Below are 22,665 nucleotides of genomic sequence, written 5' to 3'. Positions count from 1 at the left end.
AAATGTATAAAATTAGCAACATCTCTATTATAAGGTAACTATTATATTATGCAAGATATTTATGATTGCAAACTATACAAACCTGACGGCTGTCCACTATAGCTATGAACTTTTCTTTATTATATACGTCCACCATATACAGGAAAACCACTGCTCGCTCCATAGCTCTCGATCTTCTTGAAATTCTTAAGAGCCTCCATATCCTCTGCACTTATCTCGAAATCGACCTCTGTATTGCTCTTCATGTGCTCTGGATTGGCCGTCTTTGGCAGTGAAATTGTTCCGAGCTGGATAGTATATCTGATGCAGAGCTGTGGAACAGTCACACCATACTTGTCCGCCATAGCCTTGATCTCAGGCTGATTGAGTATCTCACCATGTGCGATAGGTGAATAAGCCTCAACAAGTATATCGTTCTTCTGACAGTAATCCACCAGTTCTATCGGAGTATTGCTGATGTGAAGAAGTATCTGGTTGACCATAGGCTTGATCTCAGCAGTCTCCATAAGGCTCTCGATATCACCGATCTGGAAATTGGATATACCAATAGCCTTGAGCTTGCCTTCCTTGTATGCCTCCTCAAGTGCTCTCCATGCTGCTCTGTTGCCCTCCACGTATCTGTCATCGCTCTGATTTACCTTTACCCAAGGCTGTGGGCTGTGAATGATCATCATATCGAGATAGTCAAGTCCCATCTTCTCAAGCGTTCCATCGATTCCCGCCTTGGCCTCCTCATATGTCTTGTGCTCAGCCGCAACCTTTGAGACTACGAACAGTTCTTCTCTTGGAATACCACAGGTTCTAACTCCTTCGCCTACTCCGCGCTCATTGCCGTATGCCTGTGCAGTGTCAATATGTCTGTAACCTATCTTTACGGCCTCCCTCACGGCATCTGCTACCTTGTCATCGTCGATGAACCATGTTCCAAGTCCAAGCTTTGGAATTGCTACTCCATTGTTAAGTGTGTAAGTTTCTTTTAACATTTTTATATCCTCCTGTTTCTTTTTATTTCAATTTCAAATTATTTCCAGCTATGTTTATTACATCTGTTCAGTTACTTATCTGACACATTACTGTCCAAGGCCGAGCCCGCTTATCCAGTCGGCCACATCCTGCTGTGTCACACCCGACGAGAATCTCTGACCATCCTTCCAGTCTCCGCTTCCTGCCTCAGAAGCCAGATCATCTGCACTGCTTCCCAGTCCTGAGCTCGCCGATGTGCAGAACGGATATACAGTCTTGCCAGTGAAGTCATTTGCCTTGACAAATGAATCTACCGGCCATGCAGACGTTCCCCACCATATAGGATAACCTACAAATACCGTATCATACGATTCCCAGCCAGGAACTTCAGTGGTGGTAAGCTCCACATCCCTGAGGCTTTCGTCATTGTGTTCCTTTGATACCCTGCTGCTGTCATCATTGTAGTTCAGATCATCCGATGTATACTCCTGGGCCGGGGTGATCTCAAATATATCTGCTCCTGTCTCTGCCGCTATATATTCTGCAGCATCTTTTGTATTTCCAGTTGCTGAAAAATAGATCACCAGAGTCTTACCTGTCTCTGTGTCAACATTGTCTGTCTCATCAGCGCTGCTTTCCTCGCTGATCTGTTCCTCTGATACCGTAGAGTCAGCGTTGTCGTTGCTTGTATCGGCCTCATTGACCGCATCCGTAACAACCTCTGTCTGGGTTTCTGCCTGTGTGGTACTTTTACTTTCTGTGCTGTCACCACTTCCGCATCCAACAAGTCCAAAAGCCATAACAGCACACACTAAAAATGCTCCTAATTTCTTCATTAAAGCGTCCTCCTGTCTGTTTTAACTACCATATTTTCGAAAAACGTCAGGAACTGTTTCTCTGACATATCTAATAATACTCTTTGGAGTTCACTTCAAGGCAAGGACTTTTTTGTATTCTTGATTTTTCTATCGTCTGCTCATTTTTGCTGTATTTTCACTCCACAAATCAAGCACCATATATTTTGTATCTTTTTCCTTCTGAATCACCCATTTTAGGAAAATATTATCTCCTTTTCCATATAAAAAGGCCCGAAAGACACAAAATCTGTAAATTTGTATCTTTCGAGCCAATTTCAATCTTATTTGCGAAAATATTGTATCTTTTCTGTTGTAATCTGCCTGATGGAAACAATTTTGAGATAATTTTCTTCCACCGGATTTCAGCCAATCTTTATGATAAAGTCATATCTCCATCCTTAACCCAGCCGAGTTTTCTCACCACCATGTTGATGAGCGGGCAGAGAACTGCAGGAAGTACAAATGAGATTAGGATCAGACCAACCCAGTCCATAGCTGTGACCGCTGTCTTGCTTCCCGCCTCGATATCATTCATCCAGCCTGTGTATACTCCGATCTGTCCAACCAGACCACATGTACCCATACCTGATGATACAGGAGTTCCATTCATCTGAAGCTTGAACAGACATGTTGCAAGAGGACCTGTGATCGCAGAGGTAACTATAGGTGCGATCCAGATTCTCGGATTCTTGATGATGTTACCCATCTGGAGCATTGATGTTCCGATTCCCTGTGAAACAAGGCCACCCCATTTATTCTCTCTGAATGACATAACTGCAAATCCAACCATCTGCGCACAACATCCCGCCACAGCAGCACCGCCGGCCAGACCTGTAAGTCCGAATGCCGCACATATCGCAGCGGATGATATCGGAAGTGTAAGTGCCACACCGACGAGAACTGATACCGCAATACCCATCCAGAACGGCTGAAGGTTTGTAGCCAGCATGATGAGATCTCCGACCTTCATGGCTATGGCACCGAGTGTAGGTGCAAGAAGTGCAGACACAGCCACACCACTTCCGATGGTAACCAGAGGTGTCACCAGTATGTCAATCTTTGTCTCCTTTGAGACAACCTTTCCAAGTTCAGTTGCAATAACTGCAATAAAATAAACTGCCAGCGGGCCTCCTGCGCCGCCCAAGGCATTTGCCGCAAATCCAACTGTTATCAGTGAGAACAATACGAGCTGTGGTGCCTTAAGAGCATATCCTATAGCCACCGCCATCGCAGGTCCTGCCATAGCAGATGCGAGACCTCCAACTGTATAATCTGTTCCATTCACGGTCGCAACAACCGCTTTAAGAAATGGCACACCAAACTGATTGCCAAGTGTGTTCAGGATAGTTCCGATAAGCAGAGTACAGAACAATCCCTGTGCCATGGCACCGAGAGCATCTATTCCGTATCTCTTGACACTGAACACAATGTCTTTCTTCTTCAAGAATCCTTTTACCTTTTCCATCATTCTTCTCCTTATTGGAATTATATTGCTGTCAATTACTTCAATTTCTCAAGTATACCCAGTGTATACCTCCATGTTCTCTGTACACTGGCAACATCCATAGACTCTCTGCTGGTATGGATATTTTTCATATCCGGGCCAAATGATACACAGTCCAGACCCGGCATCTTGCCAGCGAAAAGGCCACACTCCACTCCGGCGTGAATCGCCTGTATAACAGGCTTTCTTCCATACTGCTCTTCAAACACATCCACCATAATATCTCTGAGAGGAGAATCATGTCTGTACTCCCATGCAGGATAATCCCCCTGCACTTCCAGACTTCCACCAGCCGAGACAGATACACATCGGAGCTGATCTATCAGATTTTCCTTTTCAGACTGTACACTGCTTCTTACTGAAAAGCTTGCTGTGACCTCATCCTCAGTTGTATTCAATATTCCAAGATTCAGCGATGTCTGCACAAGCCCTTCTATATCATTGCTCATCTTCTGAATTCCATTTGGCATCATCATAAGACTCCTGATAACTATATCCGATGACTTTTCTGTCATAACTCTGTTGATCATGGTTCTACCATACATATCGTTCTGCACATCATCCGCGTTATTATATGAACCCAGATCATCTGACAGATCCGTTTCTACTTTCACTATAAGCTCTGGATCAGTATTTCCAAATTCATGCCTCAGAATATTCTCATTCTTTTCCGCAGATTTTACAAAGTTATCCACATCCTCCGGATCAATACCCACATATGCCTTCGCCTTGTTAGGTATTGCATTGTCCTTAAGACCGCCCTGTATAGATATCAGTCTGTATGGAACATCCCTTCCTATATTATATAGAAGTCTTGCAAGCTGCTTGTCGGCATTTGCCCTCTGTTTTATGATCTCCACGCCGGAATGTCCACCGGTAAGACCCTCTACAATAATTCTCACAACTGAATGATCATCTTCTGCATTCTCATATTCAACCGGAATATGGCACGTAGCACACGCACCTCCGGCACATGACACCAACAGATACCCCTCATCCTCAGAATCCAGATTGAGCATGATCCGTGACTTAAGTGGACTACAGTCAATCGCCGCAGCTCCCAGCATTCCTATCTCCTCATCAACCGTAAATACGCACTCAATCGGTGGATGTGGTATATCGTCGGCATCCAGTATAGCCAGTGCAAATGCCACAGCTATCCCGTCATCTCCGCCAAGGGTGGTTCCATCAGCGGATATCACTCCGTCCTCAAGCACTAGTCTCAGTCCGTCCCGCTCAAAATCAATATCACAGTCAACATCTTTCTCACAGACCATATCCATATGTCCCTGTAGCATGACAGGGGCACTGTCCTCATACCCGGCAGTTCCGTCCTTGAATATGATCACATTGTTGCTCTCATCCTGTATATATCTCAGATTTTTGTCTATGGCAAACTTCACCAGATAATCACTTATCTTCTTTGTATCCGACGATCCGTGTGGAATCCCGCATATCTCCTCAAAGAAACGAAAAACTCCATATGGCTCGATATTTGATAAAACTCCCATGCTATATTCTCCTTTTTATAGTATTTTTCATGCCCAATTACTTTATTAGAATACTTTCTATCAGGTATTTCATTTCAACTCTACAATCCGTATACTATCATGTCTCTGATTATATATTTGACACCCGTCAATTTCAACTCACCTCTCAAATTTCATAGTACCTGCATTCGTTGACTTTGTAACCTCTTAATGATATATATTAATCAAATGCGTAACTTAGCATACAACACAGATTGCACAGACATCCATGTGCAGTAGATTGGAGAGTATCATGTCAGAGAATTGTACACACAACTGCAGTACCTGTGGCCAGAGCTGTTCCAGCAGAACAGAACCACAGAGTCTTATCATAGAGCCACATCCAGGTTCGCATATAAAGCATATTATTGCCGTGGTCAGCGGCAAAGGAGGAGTCGGCAAATCCTCAGTAACCTGTCAGCTCGCCGTTCTCATGCAGCGCATGGGTTACAAGACAGCCATACTTGACGCAGATATCACAGGACCTTCTATTCCAAAGGCATTTGGCGTACATAAGACACCAGAGGCAGAAGGAGATTTCCTGTATCCCGATGAGACGGAAACAGGAATCAAGATCATGTCTGTGAATCTTCTTCTGGACGACGAGACAACACCTGTCCTCTGGAGAGGACCTATCATAGCGGGAACAGTCAAGCAGTTCTACTCAGACATCATCTGGGGAGACATAGACTATATGTTCATCGACTGTCCTCCTGGAACCGGCGACGTGCCACTTACCATATTCCAGTCCATCCCTATAGATGGAGTTGTGGTAGTTACCACCCCTCAGGATCTCGTATCTGTCATCGTTGGAAAGGCTGTTCACATGGCAGACAGCATGAATATCCCTGTCATTGGTATGATAGAGAATATGTCATATTTCATTTGTCCTGACTGCAATAACAAGCACTATATATTTGGCAAGAGCCAGCTTGAGCAGGTCATAAGAGACCTGTATATAGGGCACGCGATCCGTCTGCCTATCAATCCTTCCCTTGCGGGGCTTATGGATAGGGGTGAGATAGAGCACATGGAAGCAAATGCTGATCTTCAGGAATTTGCTGATCTCATAAGCACATTTGACCCTGACAAATACTAATTCACCTGTCAGTTAATAACAATTATCATCTATTTTGGAGGTAAATAATATGGATATCCGGCACATCCTGAACAACTGCATATTGTGTCCAAGAAAATGCGGTGTAGACCGTACATCCGGTCACACAGGTGCCTGCCATATGACAGACACAGTCAGGGTGAGCCGTGCAGCGCTACACATGTGGGAAGAGCCATGTATATCCGGAGAGAACGGTTCAGGTGCCGTATTCTTCTCCGGATGTGCACTTGGATGCTGCTTCTGCCAGAATAAAGCCATATCCGGAGGCAAGGCTGGCAAGGATATATCCATATCAAGGCTGTGCAACATTTTCTTTGAACTTCAGGATAAGGGTGCCAACAACATCAATCTTGTCACACCGGATCACTATATACCACAGATCATATCAGCTATAGACATGGCGAGATCACGGAACTTCAAGCTTCCATTTGTATATAACTGCAGTGGTTATGAAACGGCCGAGATGATACAGCTACTTGATGGCTATATAGACGTGTATCTTCCAGATTTCAAATTCATGTCACCGGATCTGTCCGCAAAATACAGTAATGCTCCAGACTATCCTGAACATGCCAAAACCTCCATATCTGAGATGGTCAGACAATGCGGCGGAGACCAGACCCGCTTTGATGACGACGGAATTATGCAGAGAGGTGTTATCGTCCGTCATCTGCAGCTTCCTGATCATCTGGATGATTCCAAGTCAATAATCACATATCTATATAACACATACAAAGATTCAATATATATAAGCATCATGAACCAGTACACCCCTATGCCGGGAATTGAGAATAGATTTCCAGAGCTTGGCAGAACTATAACTCCTTCTGAATACGATGAGCTTGTGGATTATGCCATTGATATCGGCGTTGAAAATGGATTTATACAGGAGGGTGAGACAGCAAAAGAGAGCTTCATTCCAGCATTCGATAACGAAGGCGTGTAACCCACACATCTTCAAATAAGGAAATAAATAAAAGGCCATGGATTTTTGCACAAAAAAATGGACCAGCCACAACATATTGCAGTCAATCCATCTTGTAGTGGGCCGCCGGGGGCTCGAACCCCGCACACCCTGATTAAGAGTCAGGTGCTCTACCAAATGAGCTAGCGGCCCGTATTTATTTATTATGTTCGTCACAACAGAGTAGATTATATATCAGTTCTGAGAATAATGCAAGTGTTTTTCTCATTTTTTTCAACTTTTCTGACATCCAGCAAATGATTTCAAACTGAGTGACAAAAAAATGGACCAGCCACAATTATATTGCAGTCAATCCACCTTGTAGTGGGCCGCCGGGGGCTCGAACCCCGCACACCCTGATTAAGAGTCAGGTGCTCTACCAAATGAGCTAGCGGCCCGTATTTATCATGTTGTGTTCGTCACAACAGATTAGAGTATACATTAGTTCTTTTTATAATGCAAGTGTTTTTTTCAACTTTTTTCATTTTTATTTGTTCGGTATTACTCTGCTCCTATCCCATATCAAAATTACCAGTTATATATATTGTTTGAATATCATTTTCGCCTATGTTATTATTATAAGGTATGACTTTTTCAATAAAAAGAAGATTTTTACAATAAATAGATGGAGATTACTATGAGACTGAGAAATGTAAAAGGATCAAGAGAGACTATCGCAGCAAATGACTATGTAGTGCACAATGAAACAGGCATGAAGGGACATTGGCATGAGTTATTTGACAACGATAACCCTATACATATTGAGATAGGCATGGGCAAGGGACAGTTTATCATGGAGCTTGCAAGACGCAATCCTGATATCAATTACATAGGCATAGAGAAGTATTCAAGTGTCCTGGTGCGTGCCCTTGAGAAAAGAGAGCTTGAACCTGAGATGACGAATCTCTACTTTATAAGAATGGATGCCGAATATATAACTGACGTATTCGATACAAATGAAGTAGATAGAATATATCTCAATTTCTCGGACCCATGGCCAAAGGACAGGCATGCCAAGAGACGTCTCACATCTACACATTTTCTTGGTCTGTATGATCAGTTCCTCGCCCCTGAGGGAAGAGTTATATTTAAGACTGATAACAGAGGACTCTTTGATTTCTCTCTGGAACAGGTTCCCGAGGCAGGATGGATCCTTGAGAACTACACATATGACCTTCACAATTCAGAATACAACGAAGGCAACATCATGACCGAGTATGAGACCAAATTCTCAGCAATGGGAACACCTATCAACAGACTCGTCGCATACAGGGAAAAGAAATAAACGTTGATTTTGCATTTGTTGACACACAGTTTTTGGTATACTACAATGAAGATTACAGCAAATTTATGGAAAGGAGTTTCATCATGGATACATCTTCTATAGAAAGTCTCAAATTGGTGCGCAAGACCAATCAGGATCTGTTGAATTTCTTTAATGATTCATATATCAGCAAGCTTGAGCAGGTTCAGTCACTCAAAACTGAAGATTTTGAACTCAAGGCAAAGATAGACCAGCTTATAAAGACATTAGATGTATACTCCTTCAAGACAAGCACTGGTCACAATGTATTTTCACCATTCTCAGTAGACACCACCTCACAGCAGGAAAAGGCTACTCAGATAGAGCTTCAGTTAAAGGAGCTTCAGGATATGCAGCAGACTCTTCATCTTCAGATCAAAGAGGACGAAGAAGAAACCGCATTGCTTAAGAAGCGTATAACTGATCTATCCACCTCCAACAGACATATAGATGATCTTCTGACGGAGGTGACTGAGGAAGTATCTACTATTAATAATGAAGATACAACAGAAACAGACGGACCAGATACTGATTCCCTGACAGCAGCGGATCACGGAAAAAATATCCTCAGATTGTACCAATATGAGAAAAAACAGCTTGCGGACAGGATTCAATCTGACATCACAGATGTTCTTGACTCCAATTCACACAAGCTGGATGTACTGTCCTGGCTTATAAGATCAGATATCAACAGAGCTAAGGTCACACTCGAAGAGCTCACCTCGTCAACGGCAAAACTTGCCGACCATGTAGATGAACTTGCCAATTCTCTCTCTGGAGAATCAGACAGCGAAGAGCCTGTATGGAATCATCTTGAGAAACTTTTCCAGGGTTACAGGGATGAACATCCTGAATGTGGCATATCATACGACATCAACTGTGCTGATTATGCCATGAATATTTCAGGTATTGTAGCTACATATCTTTTATCAATAACTAAAGATATTATGGACAACATATTTGTTCATTCAAATGCCAACAAGGTTTCAATCAAGATATATCTGAGCAGTAAGCTCATAGATGTATATATCAACGACAATGGCGTGGGTATAGACAACAATTATGATACCAACAGTCCATGGTACAGCAGTCTCCACAGAATCAAGGAGATCATATATCTGTTAAATGGAACTCTGAAGATCGATGGAGATTCAAAAACCGGAACAAATGTAAGATTTACTATTCCACTTGAATAATAACGTATCTGTTGAAAGACATATATTACTTAGTTTACAGTTTGGATATCTTAAAGTAGCAAAGTGTTATATTGTGTATATGTTGTTTTATCAACACATATATATTTCGAATAAAATAAACATAAAAGGAACATTATCATGAAAGAAAAAATTGCACAGCTTATCTCAAATAACGTAGAAGGAATCGAAATGTCAGATATCATGGCTTCAATCGAGATCCCACCACGCCCTGATATGGGTGATTTTGCATTTCCTTGCTTCAGACTGGCAAAGGTGCTCAGAAAAGCCCCAAATATGATTGCAGCCGATATAAAGGAAGCCATAGGAGATGTAGATTTCATCGAGAAGATCGATGTAGCAGGTGCATACCTGAACTTCTATATCAAGAAAGATGTATTTGTAAAGACAATGATAGAGGCAGCCAACACAGATGACTTCGGCAAATCCGATATAGGCGAGGGACAGACCATATGTATTGACTACTCATCTCCTAACGTTGCAAAGAATTTCCACGTTGGCCATCTCAGAACTACAATAATTGGTAACTCTCTTTACAAGATTTATTCCAAGCTTGGATACAATGTTGTAAGAATAAATCACCTTGGCGATTGGGGCACACAGTTTGGTAAGCTTATCGTAGCTTACAAGGCATGGGGTTCAAAGGAAGCTGTTGAGAAGGATGGAATCTCAGAGCTCATGAAGCTGTATGTGAAGTTCCATGAAGAGGCTGACAAGAATCCAGAGCTTGTTGACGAGGCAAGAGCATGGTTCAACAAGATGGAAAATGGAGACGAGGAAGCACTCAGCATATGGCAGTGGTTCAAGGATATAAGTCTTGTTGAATACAAGAGAACATACAACCTCCTCGGAATGGATTTCGACTACTATCTTGGAGAGAGTTTCTATAGAGACAAGTGCCAGGCTGTTGTGGACAAGGTTAAGGCTGCCGGTCTTCTGAAGGAGAGCGAAGGTGCTATGATCGTTGATCTCTCAGATTACGATATGGCTCCATGTATCATAACCAAGAAAGACGGAAGCTCAATATACGCAACAAGAGATCTTGCTGCTATATTCTATAGAAAAGACACATATCACTTCTCAAAGTGCTTATATGTAACCGGTCAGGAGCAGAAACTTCATTTTGCACAGGTATTCAAGGTAGTTGAGCTTCTTGGAAACGAATGGGCAAAGGATCAGCTTGTTCACATTCCTTATGGTCTTGTAAGTCTTGAGGGAGCAAAGCTTTCTACCAGAAGCGGTAATATCATATACGCAGAGGATATTCTGAAGGATGCCATTGCAAAGAGTCTTGAGATAATCACCGAAAAGAGCCCAAATCTTCCAAACAAGGAGGATGTAGCCAAGAAAGTTGGTGTTGGTGCTGTTCTTTTCAATGACTTATATAACCAGAGAATCAAGGATGTATCATTTAGCTGGGATAAGGTTCTCAACTTTGATGGTGAGACAGGTCCTTATGTTCAGTATACACATGCAAGATGCTGCAGCGTTGTAAGACTTGCTGAGTCATTCGATCCATCAAAACCGGTTAACTACAGTCTCATTACAGAGCAGGATGCCATAGAGTTATTAAAAGAGATCAACAGATTCCCATCTGTGATCAAGGATGCTGCTGATAAGTATGAGCCATCTGTTGTAGCAAGATATGCAGTTGATGTTGCTCAGGCATTTAACAAGTTCTATAACTCAACAAGAATCAATGTAGATGATGTTGAGCTCAAGAATGCAAGAGTTATGCTCACATATCTCACTAAGAATACAATATCTGAGGCACTTAACCTCCTTGGAATCGAAGCTCCAGAGGCAATGTAATCAGTGTTTCTTCTATATTAATATATGACCATATAACCTGGTTAAAGAAAAAGAGAATGTTTCACGTGAAACATTCTCTTTTTCTCATATATCTCCAGGAACCATTTTAAATTATATTGTCATAGATATTATTGTTTTTGATACTTTTCTCTGAATAATATTACTCATGATATTTCTGTTCTGAATATTATCTTCTAAACACTATCTTCCAGACATCATTGTTTCGAAATTATTATCCTAGATAATTTTGTTCTGAATATCTTTACTTCAGGTATTTTTTCTTATATCAGAATATTTTTAGGTATTCTTCTCTTGTTTTTCTAAGTTTTACAGTTCTCTTTGTGAAGATATTGTTTATTGCAATAACAAAATCATATTTCTAACCATATTACGTATTATATAATCTCTTCTATTCTATTCCTTTATATACTTCTATATTCTACATTGCGTTTTTATGAATACAGACTCTTTAAAGCTGTTAAATAATAAATTATATGGTGATTTAATTAATTTCAATAAATAGATCATTTGTATATTTAATTTTGCTTTAATATTATATATATTTGAATGTTTCACGTGAAACTTTATGATAAATGTATTTCAACTCAAACTTCAGATATCGCATGCATTTGTTTTCTACACTTATAAATCTTTTACATCTTGTTTGTCGTTTCTTCTACCTTATTATTCATTTACATTATTACAAAGTATTTTACGACTCAATTATCACTCCATGAACTACTTTTCTGATTTATTTGATAATATTCATGTTTCACGTGAAACATTTTCATCATTACATATAATATTTATATATCTAAGTAATCCACATATAATAATTGTACTTTCTTGTCTATTATTCTGATTTTTTCAAAGAATTTCCAGAACTTTCAAGCATAGTCAATACTTTACTTACCTTTTTAACCATTAATTCAATTATAAAATGTTTCACGTGAAACTTTACCCATATAACGAATACAAAACATGCACACACTATTTATCAGATTTTACACAGTTTAATTGCCACTTTGTATACGATATTATCCATTCATTAGATAATAGAATGTTTCACGTGAAACATTTTATTAAACATCATATTTTTTCTGTATTTTGTAGAATTAGCACTTTATAAGTGCTATAATAGACAAGCACTATTTATAATATAAAATATCATCATATTTTATCTATATTAAATAAGCAAACAACAATGTTTCACGTGAAACATTCTTTTTTTGAATGAAAAGGAGACAAAATGGGCAGAATTATAGCGATTGCTAACCAGAAAGGTGGCGTTGGCAAGACAACAACAGCCATAAACCTTGCCGCATGTCTGGCAGCAAAGGGTAAAAAGGTTCTGGCCGTTGATATGGATCCACAGGGCAATATGACAAGTGGATTAGGTGTAGACAGGGATTCTCTTGAATACACAGTCTATGATATGTTGAGAAATGAGTGCAACATAGGAGAATGTATGCTCATAAACGTATATCCTGGTCTTAATCTCATTCCTGCCAACAGAGAACTGGCAGGTGCTGAGGTTGAATTTGTCGGAATGGAGGATATGCAGCACATTCTTAAGACACATATCAAGAAGGTAAAGAACAAATTTGATTACGTTATCATTGATTGTCCTCCTGCACTTGGAATGCTTACTGTAAATGCTCTTACAGCAGCAAATACGGTACTTGTACCTATTCAATGTGAATTTTTCGCACTGGATGGTCTCTCACAGTTGGTATACACTATCGAACTGATAAGAAAAAATCTGAACAGACTTCTTACTATAGAAGGTGTTGTATTTACAATGTTTGACTCAAGAACCAATTTATCAGTTCAGGTTGTTGAAAATGTAAAAGAAAACCTCAAACAACACATATACAACACAGTTATACCGAGAAATGTCAGACTTGCTGAAGCGCCAAGTTACGGAATGCCAATAATTGAGTATGATCCAAGATCAGCCGGAGCTGAGCATTATATGATGTTGGCAGATGAAGTTATAGAAAATGACTACTATAGATAATGGAGGGCTAATATGGCACAGAAAAAAGGTTTAGGAAGAGGTTTGAACGACCTTTTAGGCACTTCAGAGGCTTCAAAGCCGTCCCGAAGTAGAAATAATCAGCAAAACTCATCTGAAAACACAAGTAAAGAGGTAAAAACAGTAACCAAAGAGGTTGTGAAGGAAGTTGTAAAAGAGGTTGAACAGAAGATTAAGATCAATCTCATTGAGCCAAATAAGTCACAGCCAAGAAAGCAGTTTGATGAAGAAGCATTACAGGAATTATCTGATTCCATTAAGAAATATGGTGTTCTTGAGCCTCTGATTGTCACTAAAAAAGGCGATTATTATGAGATAATTGCAGGTGAAAGACGTTGGAGAGCTGCCAGAATGGCAGGAATAAAGGAAGTTCCTGTAGTTATACGTGATTATACTGACAAAGAAATAATGGAGATTTCTCTTATAGAGAATATTCAGAGAGAAGATCTGAATCCAATTGAAGAAGCTGAGGCTTACGAAGCTCTTATATCGGAATATAATCTCAAGCAGGAAGAAGTTGCAGAGAGAGTATCAAAAAGCAGATCAACAATAACCAATTCTCTCCGACTTCTGAAGCTTTGCGAGGATGTAAGACAGATGGTCATGTATAATATGATATCAACAGGACATGCCAGAGCACTTATTCCTATAGAAGATCCTAAATTACAGTACGAAACGGCTGCAATTGTATACGATCAGAAGCTCAGTGTTAGAGAAACAGAGGCATATGTAAAGGCAATTCTGGAGAAAAAGCCGGAAAAAGAGGAAAAACAGAAGCCTCAAAAGGATTTATCCGTCTTCTATTCTGATATAGAGAACAAATTAAAGTCAATTTTAGGTGCAAAGATAGCTATCAAGGCATCTAATAACGACAAAGGCAAAATTGAGATAAACTACTATTCTCAGGACGAGCTTGACCGAATAACAGAGATGCTTTACTCAATCAATAAAGAAATGATGTAGTAACCATCTGCATCATACATATGCACAATCAAGGAAGGACAATATTATAATGGAAAGTTCCATATTACAAAAAATAGGTATTGATCCTGCCTACATACTAATTGGTATGCTGGTTCTCATAATAGCCTTGTTTGTACTATTATTCATATTGATGGGCAATATTAAAAATAGAAACAAACAGATAAAAAGGCTGTTGAGCGGAACTCAGGCAGGTGATCTTGAAGATATTATCATGAAAAGATTCGCTGAGATGGATGCTGTAAAAAACAATTCCAAGCGACTCACAAAGGAACATAAGGAAATACAGAGTCATCTTTCAGCATGTGTCAGTAAAATTGGTCTTGTAAAGTATAATGCATTTGAAGGAATGGGTGGTAATCTAAGTTTTGCACTTGCTCTTCTGGATACAGAGAACAATGGTGTCGTACTCAACTGTATGCATACCAGAGAAGGCTGTTTTAACTATGCAAAAGAGATCATAGGTGGTGAAGCATATGTTGCACTGTCAGAAGAGGAAAAAGAGGCTATTGAACGAGCTAAAACCCTCGAGGATGAAATAGCTGAAAACAAACTAAAATAACCATATTTCAAAAAATTATTATACAAAACATGCAACGTACAAATGTGTATGAAACACATAAAATAGAAAAGCGTATAAAGCACAAAAGTATATAAAACACAAAAGCGTATAAAACGTAAAATCGCTAAAACGATAAGAACAAGATTTATAAAATAAACAAGAAAATAAAAAGGAACAAAAACATGAAAATATATTATGTAGCTACATTATTATAATATATTTTCAAATAAATTTATATATTTAATAGGAGGATATCATGATTGATATTAAATTCTTAAGAGAAAACCCAGACGTAGTAAAACAGAATATAAAGAATAAATTCCAGAATGACAAACTTCCACTTGTCGATGAAGTAATAGAGCTTGACAAACAGGCTCGTGCTGCTCAGCAGGAAGCTGATACACTCAGAGCAAACAAGAATGCAATAGCAAAGCAGATCGGTGCTCTTATGGCTCAGGGAAAGAAGGAAGAGGCTGAGGAAGTTAAGAAGCAGGTTGCTGAGACATCAGCAAGACTCAAGGAGCTTGAAGCTTTAGAGCCTGAGCTCAAGGAGAAGGTTAAGAAGATCATGATGATAATTCCTAACATCATTGATCCATCAGTTCCTATAGGAAAGGATGACTCAGAGAATGTAGAGGTTCAGAAGTATGGTGAGCCTGTTGTTCCTGACTTTGAGATTCCTTATCATGCAGATATCATGGAGGCACTTGGAGGAATTGACCTCGATTCAGCAAGAAAAGTTGCAGGAAACGGCTTCTACTATCTCATGGGCGACATAGCAAGACTTCACTCTGCTATTATCTCATACGCAAGAGATTTCATGATAGACAGAGGATTCACATATTGTATTCCACCTTTCATGATCAGAAGCAACGTTGTCACAGGTGTTATGAGCTTTGCTGAGATGGATGCCATGATGTATAAGATTGAGGGTGAGGATCTGTATCTCATCGGAACTTCAGAGCACTCAATGATCGGTAAGTTCATCGACACAATCATTCCTGAGGATGAGCTTCCAAAGACTCTTACAAGCTACTCACCTTGCTTCAGAAAAGAGAAGGGTGCTCACGGAATTGAGGAGAGAGGTGTATACAGAATCCATCAGTTTGAGAAGCAGGAAATGATCGTTGTATGTAAGCCTGAGGACAGCAAGATGTGGTTTGACAAGCTGTGGCAGAACACAGTTGATCTCTTCAGATCAATGGATATCCCTGTAAGAACACTTGAGTGTTGTTCTGGAGATCTTGCAGATCTCAAGGTTAAGTCTGTAGATGTTGAGGCATGGTCACCTCGTCAGAAGAAATACTTCGAGGTTGGAAGCTGCTCAAACCTTGGCGATGCACAGGCAAGAAGACTTCAGATCAGAGTAAAGGGCGAGGATGGCAAGAAGTATCTCGCTCATACACTCAACAATACAGTTGTTGCCCCACCAAGAATGCTTATCGCTTTCCTTGAGAACAATCTCCAGGCTGACGGAAGAGTCAGAATTCCAGAGAAGCTTCGTCCATACATGGGTGGAAAAGAGTATCTTGAGAAGACAGAAAAGTAATAATATAAATAAAAACATACAACAAGGGAGGTGTCGGAATGCATAGTTTTCTTCCATCTATAGGCTTTACTAACATAAAAAACAGACAGCAGCTTGAACCTATATACAGGCAGATCCTTGAATCGCCTGACAGGAAATTTATATCAACTATAAGTGCTGACACCTGTCTTGTACAATTCAGCAAAGACTTTGGGGAGAGATTTGGAATATCGCTTGTAGGTGAAATGTCAAAGGATGGCTCAATATCCATTGAGTATTACTTTCCTTACGTCACATCAAAGCTTTTGACCGATGACGAAAATATATACGTTGAGAAATATTCTGACAAGAGAGCATATGCCGGTGTTAGCAGTGATTTCAGTCTTGGAATGACTCTTATTTTCTTCATAACCAACATAGCAGACTATGAAAAATCATTGTGGATGAACAGATCAAACAAGTACTTTTCAAAGGCGTATTTTTCCGGTCTGTCAGTAAATGGTATGATCATTCTTGATGTGGATGATCACAGTGATAAAAATACATCCTATGGCAATGCAAAGAGAAGTAAACTCATCGAGGCTGCAAAGAAGGGTGATCCGGACGCAATAGAAAGTCTTACTCTCGAAGATATGGACACCTATAACACCATTGGAAGAAGGACTCACAAAGAGGATGTTCTGTCCATAGTGAAATCAAGCTTCATGCCTGTCGGTATTGAGACTGATCACTACGCAGTTATAGGAACTATCACATCATATATCGAGACAACCAACAGCTATACAAATGAATCGATATATCTGATTGATGTAGAAAGCAATGATCTGACATTTACCGTAGCGATCAACAAAAACCATCTTCTGGGTGAACCTGCTCCGGGAAGAAGATTCAAGGGTGATGTGTGGCTTCAGGGGCATATAGTTAATCCTTGACTATAAACTCTATAAATGTTACACTTATAATTGATGTGCATCTGTAGCTCAGCAGGATAGAGCGTCCGCCTCCTAAGCGGAAGGTCGTGGGTTCGAATCCCGTCAGGTGCACTATTTTTCACTAATAAATTTTCTAAAGGGACATGACTATGAATTATATTGTTATGGATCTTGAATGGAATCAAAGCTACAATGGGCATATGGGTGAGCATCCACGTATGCCTTTTGAAATTATAGAGATTGGTGCCGTTAAGGTAGATAAGAATCTCAACATCATTGACGAATACTCAAGTCTTATCAAACCAAAAATTTATAAGAAATTACATTCAAAGATCAGAACAATTCTGAACTATGATGAGGATGACCTGAGTCTCGGAAGAGGATTCAAGGAAGTCTGTTCAGAATTTCTTGACTGGTGTGGAAAAGATTACATATTCTGCACATGGGGACCTATGGACCTCACAGAGCTTCAGACTAATATGGACTTTTATTATATGGACAAGCTTCCTAGGCCACTTAAGTTTCTGAATCTCCAAAGTATATATGCAAGCGTTACGAATACCTCAGGAATACCTCAGAGTATGAGTAAACTTGAAAAAGCGGTCAGTGAGATGAATATTCCGGAAAATGAACCATTTCACACAGCTCTCAACGATGCAAGATACACCGCACTTGTTATGAAAGAGATGAAAGCCAAGAATATAAATCAGCTTTACAGCTTTGATCTCTATATAACACCTAAGAATAAAGAAGAAGAGATTGAAGTATCTCATAATAACCAGTACGAATATATCTCAAGGGGTTTCAGAAATAAACATGCAGCACTGGACGATGAAAAAGTAACTCAGATTCGTTGTTACAAATGCAGCAAGAAGGTCAAGACACATATTGACTGGTTTGCAAATAGTCCATCATCGTACATGTGTGTTGGAAAATGCTGGATGCATGGTTATTTTTGTGGCAAGATAAAATTCAAATCTGTAAACAATAACTATTATGTTCACAAGACAATAAAACCTATCGACAAACAGGGTATAGAGGCAATTAAACAAAAACAGGAAGATATTCGTGAAAAAAGAAAAGAAAAAAGACATATGAAATCTTCAAACTAAAAAATAAAACAGCCATTTGAGGCTGTTTTATTTTTTTATGCTATTGGCTTTTTAGCAGCTCCCGCTTTTCTCGGGTACTTGTTGTCTGTATTTGCAATCTTCTTTACAAACACAAAGCTTCTCTGGTTATTGGTCTCCGGTATATTCGTATTAAATATGTTCTCGACCTGTCCCCCAAGAATCCTGATTGCTTTCTTTCCATCCCGCATCTCTTCCGGCAAAGCATTTGACTTATAAGATACAAAATATCCACCCGGCTTGACAAATGGAATACACCATTCCGACAGAGTTGCAAGATTGGCAACTGCCCTGGATACAGCCAGATCATATTTTTCTCTATGCATCTCATCTCTACCTCCATCCTCTGCTCTTGAATGAACAGTGTGGATATCCTGCAGTCCAAGTTCATCTATAACTTCATCGAGGAACTTTAATCTCTTATTCAACGAATCCATAAGTGTTATATTCAGCTCTGGAAAAGCAATCTTCAGAGGAATTCCCGGAAATCCTGCACCTGTACCAACATCTATAACGTCAATATTCTCATGAAGATCTTTATACTTTGAAAGAAGCAGACTGTCAGCAAAATGCTTTATTATTACATCTTCCTTCTCAGTTATGGCTGTAAGATTCATTACCTTATTCCACTCAACCAGAATATCATAATATTTTGAAAATTGTTCTATCTGCTTATCACTCAATTCCAGACCAAACTGTTTTGTTATGGAATTTAATCTGTCCATATTGTTCTCCTTCAACAAATTATTCTGAATAACTTCTATACCAGTTTAGTCTCTACCCTTCATCTTGAGATACACCAGCAATACTGATATATCAGCCGGAGAAACTCCTGATATTCTTGACGCCTGTCCAATATTTTCAGGTCTGATGAGAGACAGCTTCTGTCTGGCCTCGATTCTGAGATTTGATATATCATTATAGTCAATATCTGCCGGCAGCTTTTTCTTCTCCAGCTTCTTAAACTGATTTACCTGCTGATTCTGTCTGTCTATATATCCCTGATATTTTATGGTTATATTTATCTGTTCTATAACATCATCCGGAAGTTTGGTTCTTCCCTCATCTATTGGTTCAATCGCCTCATATGACAGTTCCGGTCTTCTTATAAGTTCTGCAAGAGATGCAGCAGTCTTAAGCCCTGTACTTCCAAGATCCTCAAGGAACTTCTGTATGGTTGAATTTGCTCCAACCATGGTGCTCTCAAGTCTCTGTATCTCATCCATTATCTGTTGTCTCTTCTTTGTAAATGCAGCATATCTCTTGTCATCTATAAGACCGATCTCATGTCCGATCTCCGTGAGTCTCAGATCAGCGTTATCCTGTCTGAGAAGAAGTCTGTACTCAGCTCTGGATGTCATCATTCTGTATGGCTCCGATGTCTCTTTTGTGACAAGATCATCTATAAGAACTCCTATATATGCCTGTGATCTGTCAAGAACCACCGCTTCCTTGCCCTGTACTTTTCTGGCAGCATTGATTCCTGCCATTATCCCCTGGGCTGCAGCCTCCTCATATCCTGAACTTCCATTTATCTGGCCGGCACCAAAAAGTCCTGATACACTCTTAAACTCCAGAGAAGGTTTTAAGTTAATGGCATTTATACAATCATACTCGATGGCATAAGCATTCCTTATTATCTTTGCATTCTCCAGTCCCTTCATGCTGTGTATCATCTCATACTGAACATCCTCAGGAAGAGAGCTGCTCATTCCACCCATATACATCTCATTCGTATATTCACCCTCAGGCTCAATAAATATCTGATGTCTGGTCTTATCAGGGAATTTCGTAACCTTATCCTCAATAGAAGGGCAGTATCTTGGTCCTGTACCCTCGATCACGCCTGAAAACAGAGGTGATCTGTCTATATTATCTCTGATTATCTCATGTGTCTTCTCATTTGTGTAACAGAGCCAGCATGATATTTGATCACGTCTTATATCCGCCTCAGTATTTGTAAATGAGAATGGAACTATCTTCTCATCGCCCTTCTGTTCCTCCATCTGAGAAAAATCTATCGTTCTTTTATCCAGTCTGGCAGGGGTTCCCGTCTTGAATCTTCTTATCTCTATCCCTGCATTCTTCATGGAATCTGACAAATAATTAGCTGCCATAAGTCCATTAGGTCCGGTGTGATATACGACATCTCCGTATATACATCTAGCCTTGAGGTATGTTCCTGTACACAAAACCACAGCCTTTGCAAAATAAGCTGCTCCCGAATATGTCTTTACACCCTTAACCACATTATCCTCGATGATAATTTCCGACACCTCTGCCTGTCTCAATGTGAGATTATCTGTATTCTCAAGGGTGTGCTTCATGGTTCTGGAATAATTTGCCTTGTCTGCCTGGGCACGAAGAGAGTGAACCGCCGGACCCTTAGACGCATTAAGCATCTTTGACTGAATATACGTCTTGTCTATATTCTTGCCCATCTCTCCGCCAAGTGCATCTATTTCCCTTACCAGATGTCCCTTAGAGCTTCCTCCTACATTCGGATTACATGGCATCATGGCCACACTGTCCATACTCACCGTAAAAATAATAGTATTCAGACCAAGTCTTGCACTTGCAAGAGCTGCCTCACATCCTGCATGTCCTGCCCCCACAACTACCACATCATATTCTTCATTCAAAACAGGCATACAAATGTCCTCCTTCCAGTACCTTATATCCTGCAATCTATTTTCCCATACAGAATTCCTTAAATATCTTATCAGCCAGATCATCTCTGGCAGTTTCACCTATTATCAAACCGAGATGTTCATACGCATCCATGAGATCAATGGAGAAAAAGTCTTCCTCCATTCCCATATCTATGCTTTCTTTAACCTTTAACAGTGCATTTTTGGTGCACACAAGTTCATTTTTGTGTCGGGTATTAGTGATATAAAGCTGATCATTATATGTCAGTGTACCCTCAAAAAACATCCTGTTCAGAAGCTCATACAATTCTTCACTGCCATCACCGGTCAGTGCTGACAACTGAATTATATCTGCATCTATATATTTCTTAATATCCGATTCGTCTATCTTCTTTTCCAGATCAGATTTGTTGAGTATCACAACAACATTCTTATCCTGTATTCTGGACATGATCCTGTGATCGTTCTCATCCAGGTCAATTGAACTGTCTACCACATAGAGCACAAGATCAGCTTTATCCACAGACTCTAATGCCTTATCCACACCTATCTTCTCAACTACATCATCTGTATCTCTTATTCCCGCAGTGTCAACTATGTTCAGAGTTATACCTCTTACATTTATCACTTCACTGAGCGTATCCCTGGTTGTGCCGGCCATATCTGTTACAATCGCCCTTTCTTCGCCCACAAACATATTCATCAGCGAAGACTTACCCGCATTCGGTTTACCAACAATAACCGTATTTATTCCTTCAGACAACACTTTTCCATTGTCAAATGTTGTCAAAAGGTTATCCACACTATCTACAAGGTTATCCACAATTATTTCTAACTTTTGTGGAAAACCATCCAGACTGTAGTGTTCAGGATCATCCAAAGCAGATTCAATAAACGCCACATTGTACAGAATCTGTTCTCTCATATCAATGATCTTATCCCTAAGTCTTCCCTGAAGCTGCTCCACAGACGTTCTGGCTGCAAATTCATTTTTTGCATTTATTAAATCCATGACGGATTCTGCCTGTGACAGATCTATCCTTCCACCGAGGAATGCTCTCTTTGTAAATTCTCCAGGTTCGGCTGCCCTTGCACCACATTTTATTACCAGATCAAGTATCTTTCGGAGAACTACTATACCTCCGTGACACTGAAGTTCACACACATCCTCACATGTGTACGTATGGGGAGCCTTCATGACCAGAAGTATAGCCTCATCTATCATTCTGTCATCCTCATACACACCACCAAATGCAGCAGTGTAAGATTTCATATTTACCGCTTTTTTGTTTTTATTTGCAGCGCGGAACAACATGTCTGTTATCTCACATGCCCTGTCTCCGCTGATCCTTATTATTCCAACTCCGGCATTACTCATACCGGTGGTTATAGCTGCAATGGTATCTTCCTTGAACATATCTGTCTTACACTTTTCCTTTCACCGTGATTAAACAACCTATCTATGTAGTGTACAACATTACCAATTCATTTTCCATATAAAAAGACTAAACTGCAACAAAAAAGAGACCATTTTCTCAAATGATCTCTTTCCTGTCACCATAAAATATTGCGATGATCTT

Annotated in this window: 18 protein-coding genes and 3 tRNA genes; 12 read left to right on the top strand and 9 right to left on the bottom strand. The window is 40.0% G+C overall.

Features of this window, described 5'->3' with window-relative positions:
- Positions 1-119: 119 nt before the first annotated feature.
- The 4 genes from DXB91_RS05905 to DXB91_RS05890 form a co-directional block, all read right to left on the bottom strand.
- Positions 120-983 (bottom strand): aldo/keto reductase, encoded by an 864-nt coding sequence (locus DXB91_RS05905; protein ID WP_015534418.1) that lies wholly within the window; start codon positions 981-983, stop codon positions 120-122.
- 87 nt (positions 984-1,070) lie between these two features.
- A complete protein-coding gene (locus DXB91_RS05900; protein ID WP_118017045.1) occupies positions 1,071-1,799 on the bottom strand; it encodes a flavodoxin in 729 nt (242 codons plus the stop codon).
- Positions 1,800-2,193: 394 nt separating this feature from the next.
- Positions 2,194-3,285 (bottom strand): PTS transporter subunit IIC, encoded by a 1,092-nt coding sequence (locus DXB91_RS05895; protein WP_015534420.1) that lies wholly within the window; start codon positions 3,283-3,285, stop codon positions 2,194-2,196.
- Between the two features lie 35 nt (positions 3,286-3,320).
- A complete protein-coding gene (locus DXB91_RS05890; RefSeq protein ID WP_118017044.1) occupies positions 3,321-4,835 on the bottom strand; it encodes an aminoacyl-histidine dipeptidase in 1,515 nt (504 codons plus the stop codon).
- Between the two features lie 271 nt (positions 4,836-5,106).
- Here DXB91_RS05890 and DXB91_RS05885 point away from each other — a divergent pair, with 271 nt between their 5' ends.
- Positions 5,107-5,952 carry an Mrp/NBP35 family ATP-binding protein gene (locus tag DXB91_RS05885; RefSeq protein WP_022217397.1) on the top strand — a complete coding sequence of 282 codons (846 nt, stop codon included), beginning with the start codon at positions 5,107-5,109 and terminating at the stop codon, positions 5,950-5,952.
- A gap of 49 nt (positions 5,953-6,001) precedes the next feature.
- Complete coding sequence (locus DXB91_RS05880; protein WP_118017043.1) at positions 6,002-6,916, top strand: radical SAM protein; 915 nt, start codon at positions 6,002-6,004, stop codon at positions 6,914-6,916.
- A gap of 98 nt (positions 6,917-7,014) precedes the next feature.
- Here DXB91_RS05880 and DXB91_RS05875 read toward each other — a convergent pair.
- Both DXB91_RS05875 and DXB91_RS05870 read right to left on the bottom strand, forming a co-directional pair.
- A tRNA-Lys gene (locus DXB91_RS05875) sits at positions 7,015-7,087 on the bottom strand.
- Positions 7,088-7,259: 172 nt separating this feature from the next.
- Positions 7,260-7,332, bottom strand: a tRNA-Lys gene (locus tag DXB91_RS05870).
- Positions 7,333-7,571: 239 nt separating this feature from the next.
- Between DXB91_RS05870 and trmB the strand changes: the two genes are divergently transcribed.
- From trmB to DXB91_RS05820, 10 genes are all read left to right on the top strand, one after another.
- The gene (gene trmB / locus DXB91_RS05865) at positions 7,572-8,219 is read left to right on the top strand and encodes a tRNA (guanosine(46)-N7)-methyltransferase TrmB (RefSeq protein WP_118017042.1); all 648 of its coding nucleotides are present in this window, start codon (positions 7,572-7,574) and stop codon (positions 8,217-8,219) included.
- An 83-nt stretch (positions 8,220-8,302) separates the two neighbouring features.
- Positions 8,303-9,433, top strand: coding sequence for an ATP-binding protein (locus DXB91_RS05860; protein WP_118017041.1), 1,131 nt, complete (start codon positions 8,303-8,305; stop codon positions 9,431-9,433).
- Between the two features lie 138 nt (positions 9,434-9,571).
- On the top strand, positions 9,572-11,263 hold the full coding sequence (gene argS, locus DXB91_RS05855; protein ID WP_118017040.1) for an arginine--tRNA ligase: 1,692 nt from the start codon (positions 9,572-9,574) through the stop codon (positions 11,261-11,263).
- Between the two features lie 1,249 nt (positions 11,264-12,512).
- Complete coding sequence (locus DXB91_RS05850; RefSeq protein ID WP_022217394.1) at positions 12,513-13,283, top strand: ParA family protein; 771 nt, start codon at positions 12,513-12,515, stop codon at positions 13,281-13,283.
- Positions 13,284-13,295: 12 nt separating this feature from the next.
- A complete protein-coding gene (locus DXB91_RS05845) occupies positions 13,296-14,264 on the top strand; it encodes a ParB/RepB/Spo0J family partition protein (protein ID WP_022217393.1) in 969 nt (322 codons plus the stop codon).
- A 49-nt stretch (positions 14,265-14,313) separates the two neighbouring features.
- A complete protein-coding gene (locus DXB91_RS05840) occupies positions 14,314-14,844 on the top strand; it encodes a DUF4446 family protein (RefSeq protein WP_022217392.1) in 531 nt (176 codons plus the stop codon).
- Between the two features lie 256 nt (positions 14,845-15,100).
- Positions 15,101-16,393 carry a serine--tRNA ligase gene (gene serS / locus DXB91_RS05835; RefSeq protein ID WP_118017039.1) on the top strand — a complete coding sequence of 431 codons (1,293 nt, stop codon included), beginning with the start codon at positions 15,101-15,103 and terminating at the stop codon, positions 16,391-16,393.
- Between the two features lie 38 nt (positions 16,394-16,431).
- A complete protein-coding gene (locus DXB91_RS05830) occupies positions 16,432-17,304 on the top strand; it encodes a DUF3881 family protein (RefSeq protein WP_015534425.1) in 873 nt (290 codons plus the stop codon).
- Positions 17,305-17,341: 37 nt separating this feature from the next.
- A tRNA-Arg gene (locus DXB91_RS05825) sits at positions 17,342-17,415 on the top strand.
- A 38-nt stretch (positions 17,416-17,453) separates the two neighbouring features.
- The gene (locus DXB91_RS05820; RefSeq protein WP_022217390.1) at positions 17,454-18,416 is read left to right on the top strand and encodes a 3'-5' exonuclease; all 963 of its coding nucleotides are present in this window, start codon (positions 17,454-17,456) and stop codon (positions 18,414-18,416) included.
- 35 nt (positions 18,417-18,451) lie between these two features.
- Here DXB91_RS05820 and rsmG read toward each other — a convergent pair whose 3' ends face one another.
- The 3 genes from rsmG to mnmE are packed head-to-tail and all read right to left on the bottom strand — an operon-like array spanning position 18,452 to position 22,502.
- Positions 18,452-19,159 (bottom strand): 16S rRNA (guanine(527)-N(7))-methyltransferase RsmG, encoded by a 708-nt coding sequence (gene rsmG, locus DXB91_RS05815; RefSeq protein ID WP_015534426.1) that lies wholly within the window; start codon positions 19,157-19,159, stop codon positions 18,452-18,454.
- 45 nt (positions 19,160-19,204) lie between these two features.
- Positions 19,205-21,085, bottom strand: coding sequence for a tRNA uridine-5-carboxymethylaminomethyl(34) synthesis enzyme MnmG (gene mnmG / locus DXB91_RS05810; protein ID WP_118017038.1), 1,881 nt, complete (start codon positions 21,083-21,085; stop codon positions 19,205-19,207).
- A 37-nt stretch (positions 21,086-21,122) separates the two neighbouring features.
- Positions 21,123-22,502: a tRNA uridine-5-carboxymethylaminomethyl(34) synthesis GTPase MnmE gene (gene mnmE / locus DXB91_RS05805; protein WP_118017037.1), complete on the bottom strand. Its 1,380-nt coding sequence runs from the start codon at positions 22,500-22,502 to the stop codon at positions 21,123-21,125.
- Positions 22,503-22,665 lie beyond the last annotated feature (163 nt).

Origin of the sequence: Coprococcus sp. OM06-34AC, from assembly GCF_003462545.1 — a bacterium.
GTDB classification, from domain to species: domain Bacteria; phylum Bacillota; class Clostridia; order Lachnospirales; family Lachnospiraceae; genus Coprococcus; species Coprococcus aceti.
This window is presented reverse-complemented; position numbering and strand designations above follow the sequence as displayed.